The sequence below is a fragment of the Saccharothrix texasensis genome (assembly GCF_003752005.1).
Classification (GTDB): domain Bacteria; phylum Actinomycetota; class Actinomycetes; order Mycobacteriales; family Pseudonocardiaceae; genus Actinosynnema; species Actinosynnema texasense.
Genome location: NZ_RJKM01000001.1, coordinates 3,327,288 through 3,351,073, shown reverse-complemented (window position 1 = coordinate 3,351,073; position 23,786 = coordinate 3,327,288). Strand labels below are relative to the sequence as shown.

Sequence of the window (23,786 nt, the reverse complement as noted above, 5' to 3'; positions counted from 1 at the left end):
GGATGGGGGTCGAGACCGGCGATCACACCGACCTCGACACGTCTGTGACCTGCGATATCAGGCGGATCAGGCAAACCGGGCACGAGGGTCGCGCTGAGTGCTCAACACCTCGCCGACAGCGTCGATCCCGCGGTCCAGCTCCTCGCGCGTGATGACGAGCGGGGGAGCGACGCGCAGCGTGGTGTCCTGGGTCTCCTTGCACAGCACGCCCAGCCCGGCCAGCGCCTCCGACGCCGCCCGCCCGCGCGGTCCGCCGGGCGCGATCTCGACACCGGCCCACAGCCCGCGACCGCGCACCTCCGCCACGCCGTGCCCGACCAGCTCGCCCAGCCGCGCGTGCAGGTGGGCGCCCAGCTCGCGGGACCGCTGCTGGAACTCGCCGGTCGCGAGCAGCCGCACCACGGCCCGCCCGACCGCGCACGCCAGCGGGTTGCCGCCGAACGTCGACCCGTGCTCGCCGGGCCGCAGCACGCCGAGCACCGCGCGGCTGCCGACCACCGCCGACACCGGCATGATGCCGCCGCCCAGCGCCTTGCCCAGCGTGTAGAGGTCGGCGCGCACGCCCTCGTGGTCCAGCGCCAGCAGCTCGCCGGTGCGGCCCAGCCCGGACTGGATCTCGTCGGCGATCATCAGCACGTCGTGCTCGTCGCACAGCGCCCGCACGCCCGCCAGGTAGCCCGCGGGCGGCACGACCACGCCCGCCTCGCCCTGGATCGGCTCCAGCAGCACCGCGGCGGTCCGCTCGGTGATCGCGTCGCGCAACGCGTCCAGCGAGCCGTACTCGACGACCTTGAAGCCCGGTGTGAACGGCCCGAAGTCCTCGCGGGCGGTGTCGTCGGTCGAGAACGAGACGATCGTGGTGGTGCGGCCGTGGAAGTTCGACCCGGCGACCACGATCTCGGCCGTGCCCGCGGGCACGCCCTTCACCCGGTACGCCCACTTCCGGGCGACCTTGATCGCCGACTCGACGGCCTCCGCGCCGGAGTTCATCGCCAGCACCATCTCGGTGCCGGTCAGCTCGGCCAGCTCGCGGCAGAACGGGCCGAACTGGTCGTGGTGGAACGCGCGGCTGGTCAGCGTGACCCGGCCGAGCTGCTCGACCGCGGCGGCGACGAGGTCGGGGTGGCGGTGGCCGAAGTTCAGCGACGAGTAGCCGGACAGGAAGTCCAGGTAGCGCCGACCGTCCACGTCGGTGACCCACGCTCCCTCGCCGTGCGAGATCACGACCGGCAGCGGGTGGTAGTTGTGCGTGCTCCATTCCTCGTCGAGCGAGATGAAGCGCTGGGAGCTCAGAGCTGCGGCCATGGCGGTCATGTCACCAACACTAAGGGGCCTGCGCCAGCGAATTCATCCGTCAGGCGTTGCGCATCCGTCATGTTCGTTGCGCAATCGGACTTTTTCACGGCGATCCGTTGCGTGACCGGTAGGCCCATGATCGACGGGATACCCTCCGACGATGGCCGACAAGTCCGCGCAGGTCCAGTCGATATCCGACGCCTTCCGGGTGGATCCGGAGAGCTTCGACCTCGCCGGGGTCGACCCGGCCGCGACGCCGGTCGGGCCACGCTCGAAGTCCGAGGCGGCCGCGGACATGGCGGTGATCGGCCGCGAGCTGGACCGGCTCCAGGAGGCGCTGTACGCCGAGGGCACGGGCGGTGGCGACCGGCGGGTGCTGCTGGTGCTCCAGGGCATGGACACCTCCGGCAAGGGCGGCACCATCCGGCACGTCGCGGGCCTGGTGAACCCGCAGGGCCTGCGCATCGCGTCGTTCAAGAAGCCGACCCGGACCGAGCTGCGGCACGACTTCCTGTGGCGCGTCCGCCGCCAGGTGCCGCCGCCGGGCCACATCGGCGTGTTCGACCGCTCGCACTACGAGGACGTGCTGGTCGCGCGGGTGGACAACCTCGTGCCGTCGACCGAGTGGCGGCGGCGCTACCGGCAGATCAACGCGTTCGAGGCGGAGCTGGCCGACCAGGGCGTGACCACGGTCAAGTGCTTCCTGCACATCTCGCCGGAACGGCAGCGCGAACGGCTCATCGCCCGGCTGGAGGACCCGCTCAAGCGCTGGAAGTACAACCCGGGCGACCTGGAGGTGCGGTCCAAGTTCTCGCGCTACCAGCTGGCCTACTCCGACGCGCTCGTGAAGTGCTCGACGCCGGTCGCGCCCTGGCACGCCGTGCCGTCGGACCGCAAGTGGTACCGCAACTGGGTGGTGGCGCGGCTGCTGCTGGAGGCGCTGCGGGACCTCGCGCCCACCTACCCGGAACCCTCGTACGATCCGGCCGTCGAGTTGGCACGGCTCCGGGACGCCGACCCGTTGCGCTAGACGCAATCTTCGTTGCACCTCTTGCTTGGGCGCAGTGGTCCAGGCCACTGTGGGACCGCCGCGGGCGGTCGAGCGGAGGTTCGGTGTGGTTGTGGACAGGCGGCGGTTCCTGGGTGCCGTTGGCGTGGGAGCGGGGTTGCTGATGACCGAGGGTGTCGCGCGAGCGGCCGAGTCCGATGGGGGCCACGGGAGGGCGGAGATCCGCGCCTACCTGGGCACCTACACGTCCTGGGCGGGCGGTGGCACGGGTCTCGGGCTCGGCGCGTACGACCCGGCGACGGGCAGGCTGCGCGTCACCGGCGTGGTGCCGGACGTGCCGAACCCGTCGTTCGTGATCGACGCGGGCCGCTGGGTGTACGCGGCGAACGAGAAGTCCGACGGCGAGGTGACCGCGCTGGCGGTCGGCCCGGACGGGGTGCCGAAGGTGCTCGGCAGCCGCAGCACCGGCGGCGCGGACCCGTGCCACCTGGCGCTGCACCGCGGGTTCCTGCTGTCGGCCAACTACAGCTCGGGCAGCGTGGCCGTGCACCCGGTGCTGCCCGACGGCGGGTTGGGCGAGCGCACGGACCTGGTCGTGCACAAGGGCGCCGGACCGGACCCGGACCGGCAGGAGGGGCCGCACGCGCACCAGGTGCTGGCCGACCCGACCGGCGAGTTCGTGCTGGCGGTCGACCTGGGCACCGACTCGGTCCACAGCTACCGGCTCAGCGGCGAGGGCAAGCTGACCCCGGCCACCACGGCGCGCGTGCACGCCGGCGCGGGGCCGCGGCACCTGGCGTTCCACCCGTCGGGCAAGCACGCCTACATCGCCAACGAGCTCGACTCCACGATCGTGGTGGCCGGTTACGACCGGGGCGTGCTCACGCCGGGCCAGAAGGTGAGCACGCTGCCCGCCGGCGCGCCGACCGCGCCGCGCAACTACCCGGCGGAGATCGTGGTGTCGTCGGACGGTCGCTTCGCCTACCTGTCCAACCGGGGTCACGACAGCGTGGCCGTGTTCGCGGTGGAACGCGGCGGCGCGGCGCTGCGGCTGGTCGAGGCCACGCCGGTGGGCGGGAAGTTCCCCCGGCACATCACGCTCGACGCGTCCGGCCGGTTCCTGCTGGCGGCCAACCAGAACTCGGACAACATCACCACGTTCGAGGTGGACCGGACCACCGGGAAGCTGCGGCTGACGAGCACCACCGCCGCCCCGATCCCGGTCTGCGTCGCCCTGAAGAGGTAACTCCCGACGGGTTAACTTCCGCCGGCGGGACTGTCCGCACTGGTAGCACCGGTGCATGAACATGCTCGCGTTCGCGCTGCTGATGGCCCTCACACCCGCGCCGGCCGCGCCGGAGCTCGTCGCGTTGGGTGATTCCTACGCGGCGGGCCTCGGCGCGGGCGCCGAGTCGTCCGACGACTGCCGGCGGAGCCCGAACGCGTACCCGGCGCTGTGGGCGCAGCGCCACCACGCGTCCCTGGTGCACGCCGCGTGCGCCGGCGCCACCACGGCGGAGGTGTCCGGGCAGGTGGAGCGGATCACGCCGGGCGCCACGCTCGTCACGATCACGGTGGGCGGCAACGACGCCGGGTTCACCGACGTGATGACCACGTGCACGTTGGGCGACGACGACGAGTGCGTGTCGCGGGTCGACGAGGCCGAGCGGTTCGTCCGCGACGAGCTGCCCGGCCGGTTGGACGCCCTGTACGGCCTGGTGGCCGCCCGGCGGGCCGCGTCGGCCGAGGTGGTGGTGCTGGGCTACCCCCGGTTGTTCTCGCACGAGACGTGGTGCTTGATGAGCGGGGTGAAGCGGGAGGCGGTGAACCGGGCGGCGGACGCGGTGGCCGAGGTGACCGGTGACCGGGCGGAGGCGGCCGGGTTCGAGTACGCGGACGTGCGGGCCGCTTTCGACGGCCACGGCGTGTGCGCCGATGAGCCGTGGCTGAACGGCCTGGTCCTGGTGCCGGTCGACCGCTCCTACCACCCGAACCGGGCGGGCCAGGAGTCCGGCTACCTGCCCGCCCTGACCGAAGCCGCCACCCGCGCCTCCACCACCTGACCCTCGCTCACCCACCCCCTCGCCTACCCCGCCACCCGCTCCACTCATCCACGCTCGTCCACCCGCTTGGTCACGCCCCCGCCGCGAGGTCGACTTCCGGGCGACCTCGCCGCCGTCTGCGGAGCAGCGGCAAACTAACCCCGTGAACCACTCGAACGGGCTGCGCCAGGTCGCGGCCACCCGCTACGTCACGCCCTTCCGGGAGGGCGGCTCTTTGCCGGGGCTCGTCGAAGCCGACGACCTGGGCATGTACGTGCTCAAGTTCCGGGGCGCGGGTCAGGGCGTGAAGGCGCTCATCGCCGAGATCGTGGTCGGTGAGCTGGCCCGCCGCCTCGGTTTCCGGGTGCCGGAGATCGTCTTGGTGGAGCTGGACCCGGAGTTGGGTCGGGCCGAGCCGGATCAGGAGGTGCAGGAGCTGTTGAAGGCCAGCGGCGGGCTCAACCTGGGGTTGGACTACCTGCCGGGGTCGTTCGACTACAACCCGGTGGTGCGGGAGCCGTCCGCGGAGGCCGCCGCCCGCTTGTTGTGGCTGGACGCGCTCACCCTGAACGTCGACCGCAGCTGGCGCAACCCGAACACCTTGCTCTGGCACCGCGAGCTGTGGCTCATCGACCACGGCGCGTCCTTGTACTTCCACCACTCGTGGCGGCCGGAGAGGTTCCCGGCGGCGACCTACCGGTTCGACGCGGCGGACCACCTGATGCTGCCGTTCGCGGGGGACCTCGCGGGGGTGGACGCCGAGCTCACTGCCCGCGTCACGCCCGACCTGGTGCGGGAGGTGTTGGCGCTCGTGCCTGACGCGTGGCTCGCGCAGGACGAGGCGTTCGGCGCACCGGCCGCGGTGCGCGAGGCGTACGAGTCGTTCTTCACCGCCCGACTGGCCGCGCCGCGGGCGTGGGTCGACGCACTGGAGGCCGCTCGTGCCGCACGTGTTTGAGTACGCGCTGCTGCGCGCGGTGCCCAGGCAGGAGCGAGGCGAGTTCGTCAACGTCGGCGTGCTCGTCTACTGCAAGGACCTGGAGTTCCTCGGCGCGCGCGTGCACGTCGACGAGCGTCGGGTGCTGGCGTTGGACCCGTTCCTGGACGTGGAGGTGTTGCGGGCCACGCTGGAGCACTGGGGCCTGTCGTGCGACGGCGTGCCGACGGCGGGTCCTGTGTCGCGCACCTCCGCAGGTCAGCGGTTCCGCTGGCTGACCGCGCCACGCAGCACGATCGTCCAGACCTCGCCCGCGCACACCGGTCTGACGGACGACCCGGAGGCGGAGCTGGACCGCCTGCTGGCCGCGCTGGTGCTGCCGCCCGACCACTAGGGTGGCAACCTCTCGCCGCGCACCGCGTCTTTAGGTGCGAGCAGTGACCGACACACGGACGGGGTCGCTTGATGAACGCCGGATACCAGCAGGGCGGGTATCAGCAGGGCGGATACCGACAGGGCGGGCAGCCGCGGCAGCGCGGGCCCCAGGGCGGGCCGCCGCAGGGCGGGTACGGGCAGCGGGCCGCGTACCAGCCGGCGGGACGCCCGGCGCCGCGCCGCCGCAAGCCGAGGATCGGGCGGATCATCGGCGTGGTCCTGGTGTTGTTGCTGGCCTTCGGCATCGGCATGTGGTTCTACGTCGACGGGTCGTTGCGGCGGATCGACGCGCTGACCGACTACGCGGACCGGCCGGCGGACACACCGGGCACGAACTGGCTGCTCGTCGGGTCGGACGCGCGCGACGACCTGACCGAGGAGCAGAAGGCCGAGCTGTCCACCGGTGACGCGGGCGGCCGGCGCACGGACACCATCATGTTGCTGCACATCCCGGAGGGCTCCGGGAAGTCCACTTTGGTGAGCGTCCCTCGCGACTCCTATGTGGACATCCCCGGCAACGGCAAGAACAAGATCAACGCGGCGTTCGCGTTCGGCGGTCCGTCGTTGCTGGTGCAGACCGTGGAGGGCGCCACGGGCATCCACGTCGACCACTACATGGAGATCGGCTTCGGCGGCTTCGCCGGGATCGTGGACGCGGTCGGCGGCGTGGACATGTGCATCGAGGAGCCGATGCAGGACCCGTTGGCGGGCTTGGACCTCCAGCCGGGCTGCCAGGAGCTCGACGGCGCGCAGGCGCTGGGCTTCGTCCGCTCGCGGGCGTTCGCCACGGCCGACCTGCAACGGGTGGAGAACCAGCGCAAGTTCCTCGCCGCGCTGACCGACAAGGCGACGAGCTTCGGCACGCTGGCCAACCCGTTCCGGGCGTTCCCGCTGCTGTTCGCGGGCACGGACTCGATCTCGGTGAACGCCGACGACCACCTGCACCACCTCGCGGGCATGGCGTTCGCCATGGGCGGGGGAGTGGACACGGTGACCGTGCCGGTGGGCGGCACGCCGACCGTGCCGGGCGCGGGCTCGGTCGTGCAGTGGGACCGGGAGAACGCGCTGCGGCTGTTCGGCGCGCTGGAGAAGGACGAGCCGGTCCCCGCCGACCTGCTGCCGCAACCGAAGTAGTCGCGTCACGAACGGGCCGCCGGGCGCACGCACCCGGCGGCCCGTCCGCGTCTCCGGCGCGTTGTCCGGATCGCGGTCGCCCGCGCGTTCAGCGGGGCTCGGCGACCGGGACGTCCGGCACACCGAGCAGGCGCACGGCCCTCGGCACCACGACCGCGCCCGCCAGGATCATCCCGGCGGCGACCACGCACGCCACCCACCAGTGCGCCCCGTCGTACAGCGCGCCCGCCGCCAGGCTGCCGATCAGCGCACCGACCAGGCACGCCGCCTCGTACACGCCCATGGCGCGACCCACCTGGCCGTCGGCCGCCTCGGCGATCACGGCCTGCTGCACCGGCATCACCGCCGCCCACGCCAGCCCGCTGAGCACCCACAGCCCCGCGATCACGTACGGGTTCGGCGCCCACGCCAGGCCGACCGCGAACGCGCAACTGGCCAGCGAAGCGCCCACCAGCACCGACCGCCGGCCGAACCGCAGCACGTACCGGTGCAGGGGCTCGGCGGCGGCGCTCATCGCGATCGCGCCCGGCAGGAACACGAACGCCACCTCCCGCAACTCCAGGTCGAACCCGCGTTGCAGGTGCAGGAGCAGCAACAACCCGACGGCCGCCTCCGCCGCCGTGGTCATCACCACGGCGAACAGCATCGGCCGCAACCGCTTGCCCACCGCGCCCAACCCGGCCGCCGCCACGCCCTGGTCGCCGCGTGCCCGCCGCCCCGGCGCGGCGAGCAGGAACACCGCCGCCGCCACGCACGCCGCGCCGCACGCCCAGAACAGCCCCGCGTAGCCGACCGTGCCGACGAACGCCATGCCGGCCACGAACGCCACCCACGAGCCGGTCTCCTGCGCGGCGAGCAGGCGGGGGAACACCGCGGTGTCCTCGGCCAGCCGCTCGCTGACGATCGCGCGGACGGCGACCCACAGCAGCGCGCCACCCGCGCCACCGACCGCCGCCGCGCCGTACGCGAGCGGCGCGCTCTGGGCCGTGGCGTACCCGGCGCACGACAGCGCGTAGAGCAGCGCGCCGATCGCGGCGGTGCGCCGCCGGTCCCGGCGGTCGGCCAGCACGCCCGCCAGTGGCCGCACGAGCACCGACAACGCCATCTCGACCGCCATCAGCACGCCGACCTCGGTGGCGCTCAGCCCGATGGTCGCGCCCGCCCACAGCGGCAGCACGAAGTCGATCAGCTCGGTCGGCCCGTTGGCCAGCGTCGCCGCCGTCAACGTGCGCCGTTCCCGTGCCGTCCCCCGGTCCGCGGCATCGTCTTCCACGTCGTCCCCCAAAACTTCGAACACCGTTCGTACAACTCCGAACGGTATACTGAGTTTCATCATGAACGCAACGGACGACGCCCAGCGGCGAGTGCTGGAACTGCTGTGGAAGGACGCCCGCCGCCCCGCCCGCGGCCCGCGGCGGGGCTTGACGGCGGAGCAGATCGTGGCCGCCGGGATCCGGATCGCCGAGACCGAGGGCCTGGCCGCGCTGTCCATGCGCCGGGTGGCCGTCGAGCTGGGCGTCGGCACGGCCTCGCTCTACACCTACCTGCCGGGCAAGGCGGAGCTGGAAGCCCTGATGGCGGACTCGGTCGGCGGCGACGACCCGCTGCCGGACGACTGGCCGGGCGACTGGCGGGCCAAGCTGGAGGCGTGGGCGCGCAACGACCACGAGGGCTACAAGAAGCACCCGTGGGTGCTGCAACTGGTCGCGACGGTGGCCGCGCCCGGGCCGAACCTGCTGCGGTGGATGGACTCGGCGCTGCGCGTGCTGGAGGGCACCGGCCTGACCGAGGCGGAGAAGATGGCGGTGGTCGAGTCGGTGGACGCCTACGTGCGCGGCCAGGCCAGGCTGGGCCTCGACGCGCACGAGCCGAGCGCCGACGAGATGCGCGAACGCGACGCCGCGCTCCGCGAGCTGGTCGACTTCGAGCGGTACCCGGCGCTGCTCGCGGCCGTGCGGGCGGGTGTCGCGCCCTACGCGGGGGACAAGTTCGAGTTCGGGCTGCGACTGCTGCTGGACGGGGTCGAAGCCCTCATCGCCTCGAAGAGGGCTCCGACGTCCTGAAGGTCCCCGTCAGTTCTCGTCCGGCGTCGGCGACGTGACCGGCTCCGCCGTCGGCACGGCGGCCAGGACCGCGGTCTCGGCGACGCTCGGCGCGGTCCGCGCGGCGCTCGGCACGGCGACGGCCGCGGTGGCGGCCGGGCTCGTGGACGGCGCGGCGGCCGGCCGGGCGGTCCGCGCGGTCCGGGCAGCGGGCGACTCGGCGGCCCGGGAGGCGGTCGGCGGCGCGGTGCGGGTGGCGGTCGGCAGGCCCGTCCGGGCGGTGGCCGGGAGGTCGGCCTGGTCCGCGGCCGGCGCGGTGGTCCGGGTGGCGGTCGGCAGCGTGGTCCGGGCGCCGACCGGCAGGGAGGTCCGGGCGGTGGCGGGCACGGCGGTTCGGGCGGCGACCGGGGCCGCGGTCGGGTCCGCAGCAGGCGCGGGCGCCTGGACCGCGCTCCGCGCCGGGGCCGGGGCCTCGACGGCGGTGTCGCCCGGGGTCTCGACCGAGGTCTGGACCGCCTCGGCGGCCTGGCTGACGAGGATGATCCCCTCGAACTCGCGCAGCAGGTCGTCATAGATCGGTGTGAGTGACACTAGGTAACCCCCAAGACGTCGTTCGTCCCCCGAACGGGCCAAAGTAGCCTACCCACGGCCCCACCTCCGCTTCACCCGGTATTCGACAACTGGATGCCTTTGTCGTTAACTGTCGACTGAACACACCCCTCGCCCACAGGTTGTGGGGCTCGTTCACATGGGCCGTGCGCCGCAGGCCACCTAGCGTTTCGGGCCATGACGAGTGTCCCCGGTCACAGCGACGACCTGTCCGGTCGCACCGCCCTGGTCACCGGCGCCGGCAGCGGCATCGGGCGGGCCTGCGCGGTCGCCCTCGCCCGAGCCGGGGCGAAGGTGCACCTCGTCGACCGCGACGGCGACTCGGTCGTCGAGGCCGCCCGCGAGACCGGCGGCACCGAGCACGTGGTCGACCTCGCCGGCGACGACCCCGTCCGCGACCTGCCCGCCGAGGTCGACATCCTGGTGAACAACGCGGGCCTGCAGCACGTCGCGCCGGTCCACGAGTTCCCGCCCGACCGGTTCGCGCTGCTCCAGCGGGTCATGGTCACCGCGCCGTTCCTGCTCGCCCGGCACGTCCTGCCGCACATGTACCAGCGCGGCTGGGGCCGGGTGGTGAACATCTCCAGCGTGCACGGCACCCGGGCCAGCGCCTTCAAGTCCGCCTACGTCACCGCCAAGCACGGCCTGGAAGGGCTGAGCAAGGTCATCGCGCTGGAAGGCGCGCCGCACGGCGTGACCAGCAACTGCGTCAGCCCCGGCTACGTGCGCACGCCGCTGGTGGAGAACCAGGTCGCCGACCAGGCCCTGGCGCACGGCATCGAGCCCGAGCAGGTGCTCACCGACGTGATGCTCACCCGGCACGCCATCAAGCAGCTCATCGAACCGGCCGAGGTGGCCTCCGTCGCGCTGTGGCTGTGCGGCGCGCACTCCGGTCACGTCACCGGTTCGTCGTTCACGATCGACGGCGGTTGGACCGCCCAGTAGCCCCCGTTCGCCCATCCCCGACGAAGTGGTGACCGACATGACGAACGCCGCCCCTCCGCAGCCGAAGAAGTCCTTCGCCAAGGTGGTCATAGCCAGCCTCATCGGCACGACCATCGAGTGGTACGACTTCTTCCTCTACGGTTCCGCCGCCGCACTGGTGTTCAACAAGCTGTTCTTCCCCACGGCGGACCCGCTCAACGGCACCCTGCTCGCGTTCACCACCTACGCGATCGGCTTCCTGGCCCGCCCGCTGGGCGGCCTGGTGTTCGGCCACTTCGGCGACAAGATCGGCCGCAAGAAGCTGCTCGTGCTGAGCCTGGTGCTGATGGGCGGCGCGACGTTCGCCATGGGCCTGCTGCCCACCTACGCCGCGATCGGCGTGGCCGCGCCGCTGTTGCTGACGTTGCTGCGGTTGATCCAGGGCTTCGCGCTGGGCGGCGAGTGGGGCGGCGCGGTGCTCATCGTGTCCGAGCACGGCAGCGCCGAACGACGTGGTTTCTGGGCGTCCTGGCCGCAGGCGGGCGTGCCGATGGGCAACCTGCTGGCCACCGCCGTGCTCGCGGTGCTGGCCGCCGTGCAGACCGACGAGGCGTTCCTGTCGTGGGGCTGGCGGGTGCCGTTCCTGCTGTCCGGCGTGCTCGTCCTGATCGGACTGTGGATCCGGCTCAGCGTGTCCGAGTCGCCGGTGTTCCTGGAGGCCCAGAAGAAGGCCGAGGCGAGCAAGCTCAAGGAGAAGCCGCCGATCGTGGCCGTCGTGCGCGACCACTGGCGCGAGGTGCTGATCGCGATGGGCGCCCGCATGGCGGAGAACGTGTCCTACTACGTGATCACGGCGTTCATCCTGGTCTACATCACCTCGGAGCTGGGGATGCCGCGCTCGGCCGGGCTGAACGCGGTGCTGATCGCCTCGTTCGTGCACCTGGTCACCATCCCGCTGTGGGGCGCGCTGTCGGACCGGATCGGCCGCCGCACCACCTACCTGATCGGCACGGTCGGCATCGGTCTGTGGATGTTCGTGTTCTTCGCGCTGCTGGACACGAAGTCGTTCTTCCCGATGACGCTCGCGGTCACCGTCGGCCTCTTCCTGCACGGCGCGATGTACGGCCCGCAGGCCGCGTTCTTCTCCGAGCTGTTCGGCACGAAGGTGCGCTACTCGGGCGCGTCCATCGGCTACCAGCTGGCGTCGATCGGCGCGGGCGCGGTGGCGCCGCTCATCGCGACCGCGCTGCTCGCCGCCTACGACAGCTCGTTCCCGATCGTGCTGTACGTGCTCGCCATGTGCGTGCTGACGGTGATCGCCGTGGTGGTGGCGAAGGAGACGAAGGGCAGCTCCCTGAACCGGGCCGACGCCGAGATCCCCTCAGTGCGAGCATGAGGGCATGAGCGAGGCGGACGCGGTGGAGCACCTGTTGGAGCTGCTCGGCCTGCTCGCGACCGACGCGGGCAGCGAGCAGCTGGCGGCGGTGCTCCCCGCGGCCCGCGCGGCGGGGGTGCCGGACCACGAGCTGGACCGCATCGCCCGCGCCTCGGAGTGGGCGTTGCGGATCCGCCGCACCCTCACCGCGCACCGCCGCCGGGAAGCCGAGCTGGAAGCGCTGTTCGACACCGCGAACGACCTGGCGGGCGTGCGCGACCCGGACGCCGTGCTGCGGTCCATCGTGCGGCGCGCCCGGCTGCTGCTCGGCGCGGACATCGCCTACCTGAGCATGAACGAGCCGGGTCGCGGCACGTACATGAGGGTCACCGACGGCTCGATCTCCGCGTTGTTCCAACAGGTCCGGCTCGGCATGGGCGAAGGGCTCGGCGGGCTGGTGGCGCAGACCGCCCGGCCCTACGTGACCGCCGACTACTTCGCCGACGACCGGTTCAACCACACCGGCCCGATCGACGCGGCCGTGCGCGACGAGGGCCTGGTCGCGATCCTGGGCGTGCCGCTCAAGCTGGACCGCCGGGTGATCGGCGTGCTCTACGCGGCCAACCGCTCGCCGCGCCAGTTCCCGCCCGACGAGGTGGCGCTGCTGTCGTCGCTGGCCGACCACGCCGCCATCGCGCTGGACACCGCGCACCTGCTGGAGGAGACCCGGGCCGCGGGCGAGACGATCAGCGCGCACAACGAGGCCATGCGCCGCGCCGAGGACGCCCACGACCGGCTCACCGACCTGGTGCTGCGCGGCGCGGACGTGCCCGAGGTGGCCGCCGCCGTGGCCAAGGTGCTCGACGGCGGGATCGTGGTGCACGACAGCGACGGCGTCGAGCTGGCCCGCATCGGCACGACCAGCGCGCTCACGCCCCGTGCGGCGGTCAACGCGTCCCGCGCCAGCGGCCGGGCCATCCCGCAGGACGGCACGTGGGTGTGCGCGGTGCTGGCGGGCCGCGAGCTGCTGGGCGGCATCACGCTCACCGACCGCCCGGACCTCGGCGACGCCGACCGCAGGCTGTTCGAACGCGCGGGCGTCGTCACCGCCCTGCTGCTCCTGCTGCGCCGCACGGTCGCGGAGGCGGAGAACAAGGTGCGCGGCGAGCTGATCACCGACCTGCTCACGGCGGCGGTGGACTCGGTCGCGGTGCGCGCCCGTGCCCGCCGGGTCGGCGTGGAACTGGCGGCCGACCACGTGGTGCTGGTCGCCGACGGCCCGCGTGACCGGCTCCTCGCCGCCGCCGCGCACCACGCGTCGGCCTGTCGCGGCTTGGCCGGCGTGCACGGCGAGCACGTGGTGCTGGTGCTGCCCGGCGCGGACCCGGCGTGCGCGGCGCAGGACGCGGCACGGGTGCTGGGCAAGGCGGTCGGCCTGCCGGTGACCGTGGGCTCCGGCGGTCCGGCGCACGGCCCGGAAGGCGTGGCCGCCGCGCACGCCGAAGCGGTGCGGTGCCTGAAGGCGTTGTTGCAGCTGGGCCGCAAGGGCACCGGCGGCACGCTCGCGGACCTCGGTTTCGTCGGCGTGCTGCTGGGCGACCGGGCGGACGTCGCCGGGTACGTCCGGTCCACCCTCGGCCCCCTGCTGGACTACGACTCCAGCCGAGGCACCGAGCTGGTCCGGACCGTCACGGCGTACTTCGCGTGCGGCGCCAACCTCAGCCGAGCCAAGGAAGAGCTGCACGTGCACGTGAACACGGTGGTGCAGCGGTTGGACCGGGTGGCGAGCCTGCTGGGCGACGACTGGCAGTCGCCGGAACGGGTGCTCGAAGTCCAGTTGGCGCTCAAGCTGATGAAGGTGCTCGGCCCCTGACCGACCGCGCTGCGCGCGGCACGCGGGTCCCGCCGCTCGGCCGCCCCCGGAGCGCGCCGAGCGGCGGGACACCTCCGGTCACGACAGCGCGCACTCCGCGGCGCTCACCGCCGCCGGCCTGGGGACGGTCGCCGACGCGGGCGGTCGCGTGCCCGACAGCCACCCCTCCAGCGCGACGAACGCCGACCGGTGGCACGGCGTCAACGGCCGCAGCCGGTCCGGGAACGCGTCGAACAGCGAGTCCACGTGGGTGCCGCCCTCGATGCGGTAGTAGCGGAACAGCGCCCCGCGCCCCTCCCGGCGCACCATGTCCGCGTACACGTCGGAGTCGCGGGAGATGGGCAGCAGCACGTCCAACGTGCCGTGCAGGGTGAGCAGCGGCTTGCCGATCCGGCCCGTCAGCGCGATCCGCTCGACGGCCCGCCGCGCCCCGGGCCGTGCCGCGTAGTCGTAGTCCGCGTCGCACAGCGGCGTGCCGGGCGCGCAGAACGGCGTGCCGGCCTCCGCGTCACCGTCCCAGGCCGGGTCCAGCTCCTCGCGGTAGATGCGCTGCGTCAGGTCCCAGTAGTACTGGTGGTGGAACTGCCACAGGAACTCCGACTCGGCCGGGAAGCCGGCGGCGACCACCGCCGCCTTGTCACCGGTGGCGTAGCCCTTCAGCGCGGGCGGCAGGAACGTCAGCAGGTTCGGCCCCCGCGCGGTCCACAGCGTGCCCTCCCAGTCCACCCCGCCGTCGTACAGCTCGGGGCGGTTCTCCAGCTGCCACCGCACCAGGTAGCCGCCGTTGGACAGGCCGGTGGCCAGGGTGCGCGACGGCGGCCGGCAGTACCGCTGCGCCACCACGGCCTTCGCCGCCCGGGTCAGCTGGGTGACCCGGTGGTTCCACTCGGCGATCGCGTCGCCCGGCCGCGAGCCGTCGCGGTAGAAGGTCGCGCCCGTGTTGCCCTTGTCGGTCGACGCGAACGCGTACCCGCGGGCCAGCACGAAGTCGCTGATGGCGCGGTCGTTGGCGTACTGCTCGCGCACGCCGGGCGAGCCCGCCACGACGAGCCCGCCGTTCCAGCGCGCCGGCAGCCGGATCACGAACTGCGAGTCGTGCGCCCAGCCGTGGTTGGTGTTGCCGGTGGAGGAGTCGGGGAAGTAGCCGTCCACCTGCGTGCCGGGCACGGGCGTCGGCGCGGGCAGGCCCGCCGGGGTCAGTCCGGCCCAGTCGGCGGGATCGGTGCGGCCACCGGCGGTGGACAGGTCGGCGAGGTGGGTCAGTTCCTGGTGCTCGGCACCGGGAACGCGCAGGGGACCGCATCCGTCGGCGGACGCGGGAACGGCCTGCGCCGTCGTCGCGAGGAGCGCTGCGATCAGCGGAACGGCGATGTTCACCCGAGGCACGGTAAAACGGCTCGCCGGGCCGCGGAATGGCTCCGGACGCCATGGCCGGCGGGGCGGATGTGGTGCGCGGAGCCATCGGCGACACACCTGCGAGTGACCCTCGGACCGGGAGTTGTCTCGACATCGCGTGACCATGAGGGGTAATCGGGCAATTCACTGTCACGGGTGACGTCGATCGGCGCATGACCGGACCGTCACCGATCCCCACGACCGTCCGAACGGCCCTGTCCTGGACGTCCCCGCGTGCGCGGTGTGGCTGCTCGCCCGGCGGTGGAGGCTTGAGTACCACGTTCGGTGCGTTTCGGGGGTCCAGGCGGGGGTAGCTGAGTTGACCCAGCGAAGTTCGCACTGCCAGGTGATTTACGTTCACCCGGCGTGAGGTGTCTGCTTCCGGGGTGACTGAGCAACGGCGCTCTACGCGCACAGACCAGGAGTGGGACCTGATCCGGCGCATCCAGAACCTGGCCCACCGTGCCGAACGCACCGCGTTCGACCACTCCAACCTCGTCGGTCCGCCGCCGTCCCAGCAGCACCTGGACATCCTGGCGGAGATCCGCGCGCTGACCGAGCAGGCGGTGGCGCAGCGGATGCCGAGACCGGCCAAGCTGCCCCGCCAAGCCGCGTCGGTCGAGGACGGGAAGCTCTCCGCGCCGGTGCGCTGAGCGCCGTGCGCGGGCCGGTCCCGACCCGGCCCGCGCACGGGCGCCGTCAGCGGCGGCGGACCAGCTTGACCAGGCCCTTGAACGTCTCCTCCAGGCCGGAGGAGAACGGGTTGTCGTTGACCAGGTAGGTCCAGGTGGTGTTCGGGCGCTGCACGCCCGCCTCGGCCAGGTGCGCGCCGTCGGCGTCGATCTGCACCTTGGCGAAGGTCTCCTCCGCCTCGTCCCACGCGTCCGGGATGATCTTGTGGTAGGCCGGGATCGCCTCGCGGTGGAACTCGTCCAGCGGGTTCTGCCGCGCCAGCGCCCGCAGGTGGATGCCCTCGCGCAGGTCCGTCAGGAACGTCAGGTGGTCGCTCCACCGCTGGTCGAGGTGGTGCAGCGCGATCAGGCGGGCCGCGGTGACCTTGACGTCCTCCGCCAGCTCCTTGATCTCGTGCGCCTTGTCCGGCTTGCGCTCGGCCAGCTCCTTCCACGCCAGGTCGGTGCGCAGCAGCTTGTCCCGGTACTCCAGCAGCAGCTGGCGCTGGTGCTCGATCAGCTTGTTGTACCGCCAGGTGTTGCGGTGGATCTCCAGGTGCACGCCCTCGGCGACGCGCTGCCCGTGCTCCACGGTGTGCAGCGTGCCCGCGTCGGTGACGCGGCCGTCGTCGTCCACCTCGGCCGGCTCGTCGTGGTCGGGCACGTACTGCGTGACCAGGTCGTCCTGCAAGGAGGAGAAGAACACCGACCCGCCGGGGTCGCCCTGCCGGCCCGCGCGACCGCGCAGCTGGTCGTCCAACCGGCTGCTGGAGTGCCGCCCGGTGCCGATCACGTAGAGGCCGCCGAGCTCGGCGATGCGCTCCCGGTCGGTCGAGTCGTGCCCGCCGAGCCGGATGTCCGTGCCGCGGCCCGCCATCTGGGTCGACACGGTGACCCGCTGGAACGAGCCCGCGTCGGCGATGATCGAGGCTTCCTCGGCGTCGTTCTTGGCGTTGAGGACCACGCACTCCAGGCCCGCCTCGGCGAGCTTGCGGGACAGCCGCTCGGACTCGGCCACGTCCAGCGTGCCGACCAGGATCGGGCGGCCCGACTCGTGGACCTCCTTGATCTCGGCGACGACGGCCGCTTCCTTCTGCTCCAGCGTCGCGTACAGCCGGGGCGCCTCGTCCTTCCGGATCGTCTCCACGTTCGGCGGGATGACCAGCACTTCCAGCTGGTAGAAGTCGCGCAGCTGCTCCGCCACGGCCACCGCGGTGCCGGTCATGCCGCACACCGTGGGGTAGCGGCTGAGCAGCGCCTGGACGGTGATCGAGTCCAGCACCTCGCCCGCGTCCGTGGTGGCCACGTTCTCCTTGGCCTCGACCGCGGCCTGCAGGCCGTCGGGCCAGCGCTGGAGCTTCGCGATCCGGCCGCGGGTGTCGTTGATCAGGTGCACCTTGCCGTCGCGGACGATGTAGTCCACGTCGCGGTGCAGCAGGACCTGCGCGTGCAAGGCCACGTTCACCTTGCTCAGCGTGGTCGAGACGTGCTCGTCGGAGTACAGGTCGATGCCGCCGAGCGCCCGTTCGACCAGCTCGCTGCCCGCGCCGGTGAGGTAGACGTTGCGCTCTTCGTCGTCGATCTCGAAGTGCAGGTCGCGGCGCAGCCGCTTGACCAGGTCGGCCAGCGCCGGGTCGACCGCGGGGCCCGCCGTGGAGCCGGCCAGCACCAGCGGCACGCGCGCCTCGTCCACCAGGACCGAGTCCGCCTCGTCGACGAGGGCGACACGCGGCTTCGGCACGATGAGGTTGCCCTCGTCGGTGGCCAGCCGGTCGCGCAGCACGTCGAACCCGATCTCGGAGACCGAGGCGTACATGACCTCGGCCTGGTAGGCGGCGCGGCGCTCCTCCGGCTTGGAGCTCTGGTTGATCCAGCCGACCTTCACGCCCATGAGCTCGTAGAGCGGGCCCATCCACTCGGCGTCGCGCTGGGCGAGGTAGTCGTTGACCGAGACCACGTGCACCTGGTCGCCGCGCAGCGCGAAGCCGGCCGCGGCGATGGCGCCGGAGAGCGTCTTGCCCTCACCGGTGGCCATCTCGACCACGTGGCCCTCCAGGAGGCCCAGCGCGCCGAGGATCTGCACGTCGAACGGGCGCAGGCCGAGCGCGCGGTCGGCGGCCTCGCGGCCGAGCGCGCACACCTCCACCAGCTCGGGGCGGCCGAAGTCCGACTTGTCGCGCAGCTTCGCGGCCGCGGCGGTCAGTTCCTCGTCGCTGAGCTTCTTCACGCGCTCGGACTGCTCGTTGACCTCGTCGAGCAGCTTCCGGTAGGGCGTGAGGTCGGCGGAGCCGGGCTTCTGCGCGAACCGCCGCATCCGCTGCTTGAACCGTCCCAGGAGAGTGGTCACGGCACGGCAACGTACGGCAAGTCCACAACGTTCCGCACGTCACCCGGTTGACAGTTCACTCGCGAGGTGCGTCGGCACGGGTCGGCGCACCGTCTCGTCACGGTCCGTAGAAGTGCGGGCGAGGCGGCCTCCGAGCGGGCTAACTCGTCCGATCCAGGGCAGCGGGGTCGCCCGTGTGCCTCCAATCGTGACTACTGCCCGATAACCTCCGACTCCCAGGCGTGACCGGCTCTCGTGGGGGGCGACGTGCTGAAGCGATTCGTCCAGTGGCTCGACGACCTCCTCCTCGACGAAGGCGCGTCGGCGGTCGTCAAGGCGGTCGTCGGTCTCATGTCGTTCGCGGTGCTCTTGGGCGCGGTCCTGGGCAACGCGGCCGTCAAAGCGGGCGCGCTGGTGGCGGCCGTCCTGGTGGTGCTCTCCCTCGGCCTGCTCCTGCTGGCCGATCGTCGCGCCATGGTCCGCGACGTCGAGAAGCACAAGGACCTCGTGTCCAAGTACTCGAAGATCGTGGCCGACGACCGGCACCCGTCGTACGGGATCATCACCTGGGAAGCGCAGGTCACCGTCGAAGCCAACGGCGACGCCCGCAGGCAGACGACCATCCGGGCGAAGGTCCTGGACGACCTGCGCGTGCTGCGCCTGATCGAGGGGTGTGGCTGGCCGCAGCCCGCCAAGTACCGCCGCAAGGTCCGCGTCGAGGTGCGCAAGCTGCTCATCGGCGACCTGCCCGGTGCGAGCCTGAGCACCACGGTGGCCTGGTTGGGCGACGGACGGCTCGTCCTGATGGTGCACCTCCCCGAGCCGCCGAAGATCGGCAGCGAGGTCACCATCGCGGTCGAGGTCGTGTGGCCGGGCATGTGCGCCCCGCTGATGCGCCAAGGGGAGCCGGACACCTTCACGGTGAGGTTCGCGACGCCGGTCGTCTACGCGCGGTACAAGGTCGCCCTGCCTCGTGGCCACGACGCGTACGTCGAACCAGTGGGTTTCGACGAGCACGCGAACGGTTTCGCGGTCGGTCCGGCGAAAGGCGAGGACGGCCGACCGGTTTACTTCTTCGAAGGGGTCGACCTGCCGGAGCACGAGAAGCTGGGTATGCGGCTCCAGCTCAAAGGAAGGGGCGACCTCGGCTGAGGTCGCCCCTTCGCGGCACGTCATTCGCGGGCCGACGTCAACCGTCGTTTCCGCTTTCGCCGCCGCCGGGCCAGGTCCTGGTCAAAGCTGTCCTTCCGTCCGCGGTGGGTGCTTCCCGGCGCTGTTGTGAGTCCGAGAGATGGTGTGCTCGACTGGTGGCCGCGCGGACGGCACGCTACTGAACGGGCGATCGCCCGAGGGGCACGCCCGGTCATATTTAACCCGCAAGAGTTGCGGTATGGTCAATGCTTTCTGGAGCGGGACCTACGAATTGTTTTCGGATCCTCGGCCTCGATGCGTCTCCCGCAGCCCGAGCACGGACGCCAGCGTCACCACGCCCATGACCAGCAGGAACGCCGACACCGAGGCGGACGTGCCGGTGGCGACCAGCAGAGCCGTCATGATGAACGGCGTGCCGCCGCTGACCAGGATCGATGCCAGCTGGTAGGCCAACGAGGCGCCCGAGTAGCGCACCTGCGGCTCGAACAGCTCCGCCAGGTATGCCGCGACCGGTCCGTAGACCAGGCTCGACCCGACACCGGACACGGCCAGCGCGACGAACACCAGGCCCAACGACGCGGTGTCGACCAGCCAGAAGTACAGGAACGCCCACACGATCATCGCCGCCGCGCCCACGATGATCAGCGGACGCCTGCCGTGCCGGTCCGACCAGCGCCCGGCCAGCAGGATGACCGGCACGCTGACCAGCGACGACAGCAGCGTCACGACCAGCACCGAGTTCCGCGCCAGCCCCAGTTCGCGGGTCGCGTAGTCGAGCACGCCCGCGATGCTGACGTAGAACACCGCGTTCGACGCGAACATCAGCCCGGCCCCGAGCAGCACCGGCCGCCGGTGGGTCCGCAGCACCTCGCCCAGCGGCGCGGGCGCGGGTCCGTCGCCGCGCCGTTCCTTGATGTCCCGGAACACCGGGCTGTCCTCCACCTTCAGCTGGATGAACAGCACCACGGGGAACAGCAGCGCGCTCGCCAGGAACGGCACCCGCCACCCCCAGGTCGCGAACGAAGCGGCCGGCACCGTCGCGCCCACGACGAGGAACGCCACGTTGCCCAGGATCACCCCGAGCGGCACGCCCGCCTGCCCGAACGTGCCGGCGAACCCGCGCCGCCGCGGCCCCGCGGTCTCGGTCAGCAGCAGCACGACGCCGCCCCACTGCCCGCCCACCGCGATGCCCTGGAGGAACCGCAGCAGCACGAGCAGCACCGGCGCCATCACGCCCAGCGTGGCGCTCGTGGGCAGCAACCCGATCAGGAACGTCGCCGACGCCATCAGCGCCAGGCACGTCACCAGCGCGGGCTTGCGGCCGAACCGGTCGCCGACGTGGCCGAACACCAGCCCGCCGACCGGTCGGGCGACGAACCCCGCCCAGAACGTGCTGAACGACAGCAGCAGCCCGACCAGCGCGGACGCCTCGGGAAGAACAACTTCGGGAACACCAGCGCCGCGGCGGTCGCGTAGATGAAGAAGTCGTACCACTCGAGCGACGAGCCGACGAGCCCGGCCGCCATGAGTTTGCGCAACGTGCGCCGCTCGGGAGGAGCGGTCGTGACCATGTGCTGTTCCCCTTCACCAGGTGTCCACGAACGGGCGTTTCTTGCCGGTCCGGACCGGGACGGGGTCGGGACCGGTGAGCAGGGTGGTGATCCAGCGCCGGGTGTCGGCGGGGTCGATCACGTCGTCGATCTCGTACGCGGACGCCACGTTGAGCGCCTTGCCGTGCTCGTAGGCGGCCGAGACCATCGCCTCGAACATCTCCTTGCGCTGCGCGGGGTCGTCGATGGCGTCCAGCTCGCGCCGGTACCCGAGCCGCACCGCGCCTTCCAGCCCCATCGGGCCGAACTCGCCGCTGGGCCACGACACGGCGAACAGCGGCACCTTCAAGCTGCCCGCCGCCATCGCCTGCGCGCCCAGCCCGTACGCCTTGCGCAGCGCGATGAACCCGAACGGCACGTCGAGGTTCGCGCCGGCCACGAGCATCCGGGTCAGGTGCCGCACGGTCGCGGTGCGCTCGGCGTCCGGCCCGACCATGAACCCCGGTGTGTCGCACAGCGACACCACCGGCAGGTCGAACGCGTCGCACAAGTGCAGGAACCGGGCGGCCTTGTCGGCGGCGTCGGCGTCGATCGCGCCGCCGAGGTGGCCGGGGTCGTTCGCGATCAGCCCCAGCGGCCTGCCCTCGACCCGGACGAGGGCGGTGACGACGCCGCGCCCGAACTTTGGCCGCAGCTCCAGCACCGAGCCGGTGTCGGCGAGGGTCTCCACCACGGCCCGCACGTCGTAGGCGCGGACCCGGTTCTCGGGCACGAGGTGGCGCAGCAGCCGCTGGTCGCCGCACTCCCAGGCGTCGGTGCGCGTCCCCTCGGCGTGACCCTGGAAGTACGACAGGTACTTCTTGGCCACCGCGACGGCCTCGGCCTCGTCGGCCACGAGCACGTCGATGACGCCGTTGGGCACCTGCACGTCGACCGGCCCGACCTCTTCGGGCCGGAACACGCCGAGCCCGCCGCCCTCGATCATCGCCGGGCCGCCCATCCCGATGGTCGCGTCCCGGGTCGCGATGACCACGTCGCACGTGCCGAGCAGCACCGCGTTGCCGGCGAAGCAGCGGCCGGACGCGATGCCGACCAGCGGCACCAGCCCGGACAGCTTCGCGAACAGGTGGAACGCCATGCAGTCCAACCCGCTGACCCCGCCGTGGTCGGTGTCGCCGGGCCGCCCGCCGCCGCCCTCGGCGAACAGCACCACGGGCAGCCGCCGCTGCTCGGCCAGCTCGAACATCCGGTCCTTCTTGGCGTGGTTGCGCAGGCCCTGCGTGCCCGCCATGACCGTGTAGTCGTAGGAGAGCGCGACGACCTGGCCGCCGTTCACCCGCCCGACGCCCGCGACCAGCCCGTCCGCGGGCGTGCGCTCGACCAGCTCGTCCAACGACCGGCGGCGGCGTTGCGCGGCGATGGCCAGCCCGCCGTACTCGACGAACTCCTCGCACAGGTCGGCGATGTTCTCCCGGACCGTGCGGCGGTTGGCCGCGTGCCGCTTCGCCTCCGCCTCGGGCCGCGTGAAGTCGTGCCGCGCCATCGTCTCGGCGAGGTCGGGCCGCACGTCGTCCAGGTCGACCTCGACGGCCTTCTCCTCGACGGCCAGGTCCACGCCCTCGGCGAGCAGCGCGCCTTCCGCGACCGTGTCGCCGACCTCGACCAGCACGCGCGCGTCACCGATCGGCACGACGTGCTGCATCTTCATCGCTTCCACGACGACCGAGCCGGACTCGATCGCGACGACCGTTCCCTGCACGGGAGCGCGCGCTCCGGTGTCCTCACGGGGCAGTGAGTCGACGAGGCCCGTGTGTGCTTTGAGGACGTCCGGGTGGTCCAGGAGCCCGCGCAGGAAACCGATGTTGGTCCGCGCGCCGTCCACGGTGAACTCGTCCAGCGCGCGGCGGGCGCGGCGCAGCGCGGTCTCCAGGTCGTCGGCGTGCACCACGACCTTCGCCAGCAGCGGGTCGAAGCCCAGGCCCGCCCGGTAGCCGACGGAGGCGTGCGTGTCGACCCGCACACCCGGTCCCGTTGGCGGGACGAACGCCGACAGCCGTCCCGTGGACGTCAGGCTCACGCGCAGTTGCAGCGCGCTGCCGCGTGGCGTGTGCGCCAGGTCCGGCTCGACCTCGGCCGCCAGCAGCAGCTGCGCCCGCACCAGGTCCAGCCCGGTGACCTGCTCGGTGACGGTGTGCTCGACCTGGAGCCGCGGGTTGGCCTCCAGGAACGCGAACCGGCCGTCCGGCGCGACCAGGAACTCCACCGTGCCCAGGCCGGTGTACCGGACGGCGCGCGCGATCGTCGCCGCCGCGTCGTGCAGCGCGGAGCGCAGGTCGGGGGACAGGTCGGGCGCGGGTGCGACCTCGACCAGCTTCTGGTGCCTGACCTGCAACGAGCAGTCCCGGTCGCCGAGCACCGTGGTGCCGACCAGCTGCACCTCGACGTGCCGGGCCGGTTCGAGCAGCTCCTCCACGAACACGGCGCCGTCGCCGAACGCGGCCAGCGCCTCGGCCCGGCACCGCTCGACGGCGGCGGCGAGGTCGGCCAGGCGGCGCACCACCCGCACGCCCTTGCCGCCGCCACCGGCCACGGCCTTCACGACCACCGCGCCGTGCGCGCGGAAGAAGTCCTCGAACCCGTCCTCGGCGCCCGCGAGCACCGGCACGCCCACCTCGGCGGCCAGGGCGCGGGCCCGGCTCTTGTCGCCGAGCAGCTCCAGCACTTCCGGCGGCGGTCCGACGAACGTCAGCCCGGCCTCGGCGCAGCGGCGGGCGAAGCGGGCGTTCTCGGCCAGGAACCCGTAGCCGGGGTGCACCAGGTCGCACCCGTCGGCGGCGGCGAGCACGGCGTCCACGTCCAGGTAGGAGCCTTGCAAGCGGACGGCGCGGTCGGCGAACCGGCCGTGCGCGTCGTCGGAGTCGGTGACCAGGGCGACGGTCCGCCAGCCGAGGTCGGCGGCGGCGCGCAGCACCCGGACGGCGATCTCTCCCCGGTTGGCGACGAGCAGCGTGGGCAC

General features: G+C 72.4%; 19 protein-coding genes. 12 read left to right on the top strand and 7 right to left on the bottom strand.

The genetic code is table 11. The features are described from left to right. Positions 1–66: 66 nt before the first annotated feature. Positions 67–1,314 carry an ornithine--oxo-acid transaminase gene (rocD, locus tag EDD40_RS13460; RefSeq protein ID WP_123743198.1) on the bottom strand — a complete coding sequence of 416 codons (1,248 nt, stop codon included), beginning with the start codon at positions 1,312–1,314 and terminating at the stop codon, positions 67–69. Positions 1,315–1,456: 142 nt separating this feature from the next. Between rocD and EDD40_RS13455 the strand changes: the two genes are divergently transcribed. The 6 genes from EDD40_RS13455 (at position 1,457) to EDD40_RS13430 (ending at position 6,853) form a co-directional block, all read left to right on the top strand. Further along, the gene (locus tag EDD40_RS13455; protein ID WP_123743197.1) at positions 1,457–2,326 is read left to right on the top strand and encodes a PPK2 family polyphosphate kinase; all 870 of its coding nucleotides are present in this window, start codon (positions 1,457–1,459) and stop codon (positions 2,324–2,326) included. Positions 2,327–2,468: 142 nt separating this feature from the next. Next, on the top strand, positions 2,469–3,551 hold the full coding sequence (locus tag EDD40_RS13450; RefSeq protein ID WP_170185060.1) for a lactonase family protein: 1,083 nt from the start codon (positions 2,469–2,471) through the stop codon (positions 3,549–3,551). A 55-nt stretch (positions 3,552–3,606) separates the two neighbouring features. Further along, positions 3,607–4,368, top strand: a complete 762-nt coding sequence (locus EDD40_RS13445) for an SGNH/GDSL hydrolase family protein (protein ID WP_123743195.1) — start codon at positions 3,607–3,609, stop codon at positions 4,366–4,368. A 142-nt stretch (positions 4,369–4,510) separates the two neighbouring features. Further along, complete coding sequence (locus EDD40_RS13440; protein ID WP_123743194.1) at positions 4,511–5,305, top strand: HipA family kinase; 795 nt, start codon at positions 4,511–4,513, stop codon at positions 5,303–5,305. Continuing rightward, positions 5,289–5,678: a DUF3037 domain-containing protein gene (locus EDD40_RS13435; RefSeq protein WP_123743193.1), complete on the top strand. Its 390-nt coding sequence runs from the start codon at positions 5,289–5,291 to the stop codon at positions 5,676–5,678. Before EDD40_RS13440 ends, EDD40_RS13435 begins: the two co-directional genes overlap by 17 nt. A 71-nt stretch (positions 5,679–5,749) precedes the next feature. Next, entirely contained in the window at positions 5,750–6,853 is a 1,104-nt protein-coding gene (locus EDD40_RS13430) for an LCP family protein (protein WP_123743192.1), read from the top strand. A gap of 88 nt (positions 6,854–6,941) precedes the next feature. On the opposite strand, the gene EDD40_RS13425 is transcribed toward EDD40_RS13430, so the two are convergent. Beyond that, positions 6,942–8,126: an MFS transporter gene (locus tag EDD40_RS13425; RefSeq protein WP_246037646.1), complete on the bottom strand. Its 1,185-nt coding sequence runs from the start codon at positions 8,124–8,126 to the stop codon at positions 6,942–6,944. Positions 8,127–8,187: 61 nt separating this feature from the next. Between EDD40_RS13425 and EDD40_RS13420 the strand changes: the two genes are divergently transcribed. Then, on the top strand, positions 8,188–8,916 hold the full coding sequence (locus EDD40_RS13420) for a TetR/AcrR family transcriptional regulator (RefSeq protein WP_123743190.1): 729 nt from the start codon (positions 8,188–8,190) through the stop codon (positions 8,914–8,916). A gap of 9 nt (positions 8,917–8,925) precedes the next feature. Here the strand turns inward: EDD40_RS13420 and EDD40_RS13415 are convergent, their stop codons facing one another. Continuing rightward, the gene (locus EDD40_RS13415; RefSeq protein WP_123743189.1) at positions 8,926–9,486 is read right to left on the bottom strand and encodes a hypothetical protein; all 561 of its coding nucleotides are present in this window, start codon (positions 9,484–9,486) and stop codon (positions 8,926–8,928) included. 195 nt (positions 9,487–9,681) lie between these two features. Between EDD40_RS13415 and EDD40_RS13410 the strand changes: the two genes are divergently transcribed. From EDD40_RS13410 to EDD40_RS13400, 3 genes are read left to right on the top strand one after another with little or no spacing between them, the layout of a single operon-like run. Next, positions 9,682–10,449 carry a 3-hydroxybutyrate dehydrogenase gene (locus EDD40_RS13410; protein ID WP_123743188.1) on the top strand — a complete coding sequence of 256 codons (768 nt, stop codon included), beginning with the start codon at positions 9,682–9,684 and terminating at the stop codon, positions 10,447–10,449. A gap of 37 nt (positions 10,450–10,486) precedes the next feature. Beyond that, positions 10,487–11,824: an MFS transporter gene (locus EDD40_RS13405; RefSeq protein ID WP_123748003.1), complete on the top strand. Its 1,338-nt coding sequence runs from the start codon at positions 10,487–10,489 to the stop codon at positions 11,822–11,824. Positions 11,825–11,828: 4 nt separating this feature from the next. Next, positions 11,829–13,676, top strand: coding sequence for a helix-turn-helix domain-containing protein (locus EDD40_RS13400; RefSeq protein ID WP_123743187.1), 1,848 nt, complete (start codon positions 11,829–11,831; stop codon positions 13,674–13,676). A gap of 78 nt (positions 13,677–13,754) precedes the next feature. Here the strand turns inward: EDD40_RS13400 and EDD40_RS13395 are convergent, their stop codons facing one another. Continuing rightward, positions 13,755–15,062: a tannase/feruloyl esterase family alpha/beta hydrolase gene (locus EDD40_RS13395; protein ID WP_425471181.1), complete on the bottom strand. Its 1,308-nt coding sequence runs from the start codon at positions 15,060–15,062 to the stop codon at positions 13,755–13,757. A 395-nt stretch (positions 15,063–15,457) separates the two neighbouring features. Between EDD40_RS13395 and EDD40_RS13390 the strand changes: the two genes are divergently transcribed. Beyond that, entirely contained in the window at positions 15,458–15,724 is a 267-nt protein-coding gene (locus EDD40_RS13390; RefSeq protein WP_123743185.1) for a hypothetical protein, read from the top strand. 46 nt (positions 15,725–15,770) lie between these two features. On the opposite strand, the gene secA2 is transcribed toward EDD40_RS13390, so the two are convergent. Further along, entirely contained in the window at positions 15,771–18,089 is a 2,319-nt protein-coding gene (gene secA2 / locus EDD40_RS13385; protein ID WP_123743184.1) for an accessory Sec system translocase SecA2, read from the bottom strand. Between the two features lie 246 nt (positions 18,090–18,335). On the opposite strand from secA2, the gene EDD40_RS13380 reads away from it, so the two are divergent. Continuing rightward, the gene (locus EDD40_RS13380; protein ID WP_148088783.1) at positions 18,336–19,220 is read left to right on the top strand and encodes a hypothetical protein; all 885 of its coding nucleotides are present in this window, start codon (positions 18,336–18,338) and stop codon (positions 19,218–19,220) included. Positions 19,221–19,484: 264 nt separating this feature from the next. Here EDD40_RS13380 and EDD40_RS13375 read toward each other — a convergent pair whose 3' ends face one another. Next, a complete protein-coding gene (locus EDD40_RS13375) occupies positions 19,485–20,714 on the bottom strand; it encodes an MFS transporter (RefSeq protein WP_246037645.1) in 1,230 nt (409 codons plus the stop codon). A 90-nt stretch (positions 20,715–20,804) separates the two neighbouring features. Next, a complete protein-coding gene (locus EDD40_RS13370; protein ID WP_123743182.1) occupies positions 20,805–23,786 on the bottom strand; it encodes an acetyl-CoA carboxylase family protein in 2,982 nt (993 codons plus the stop codon).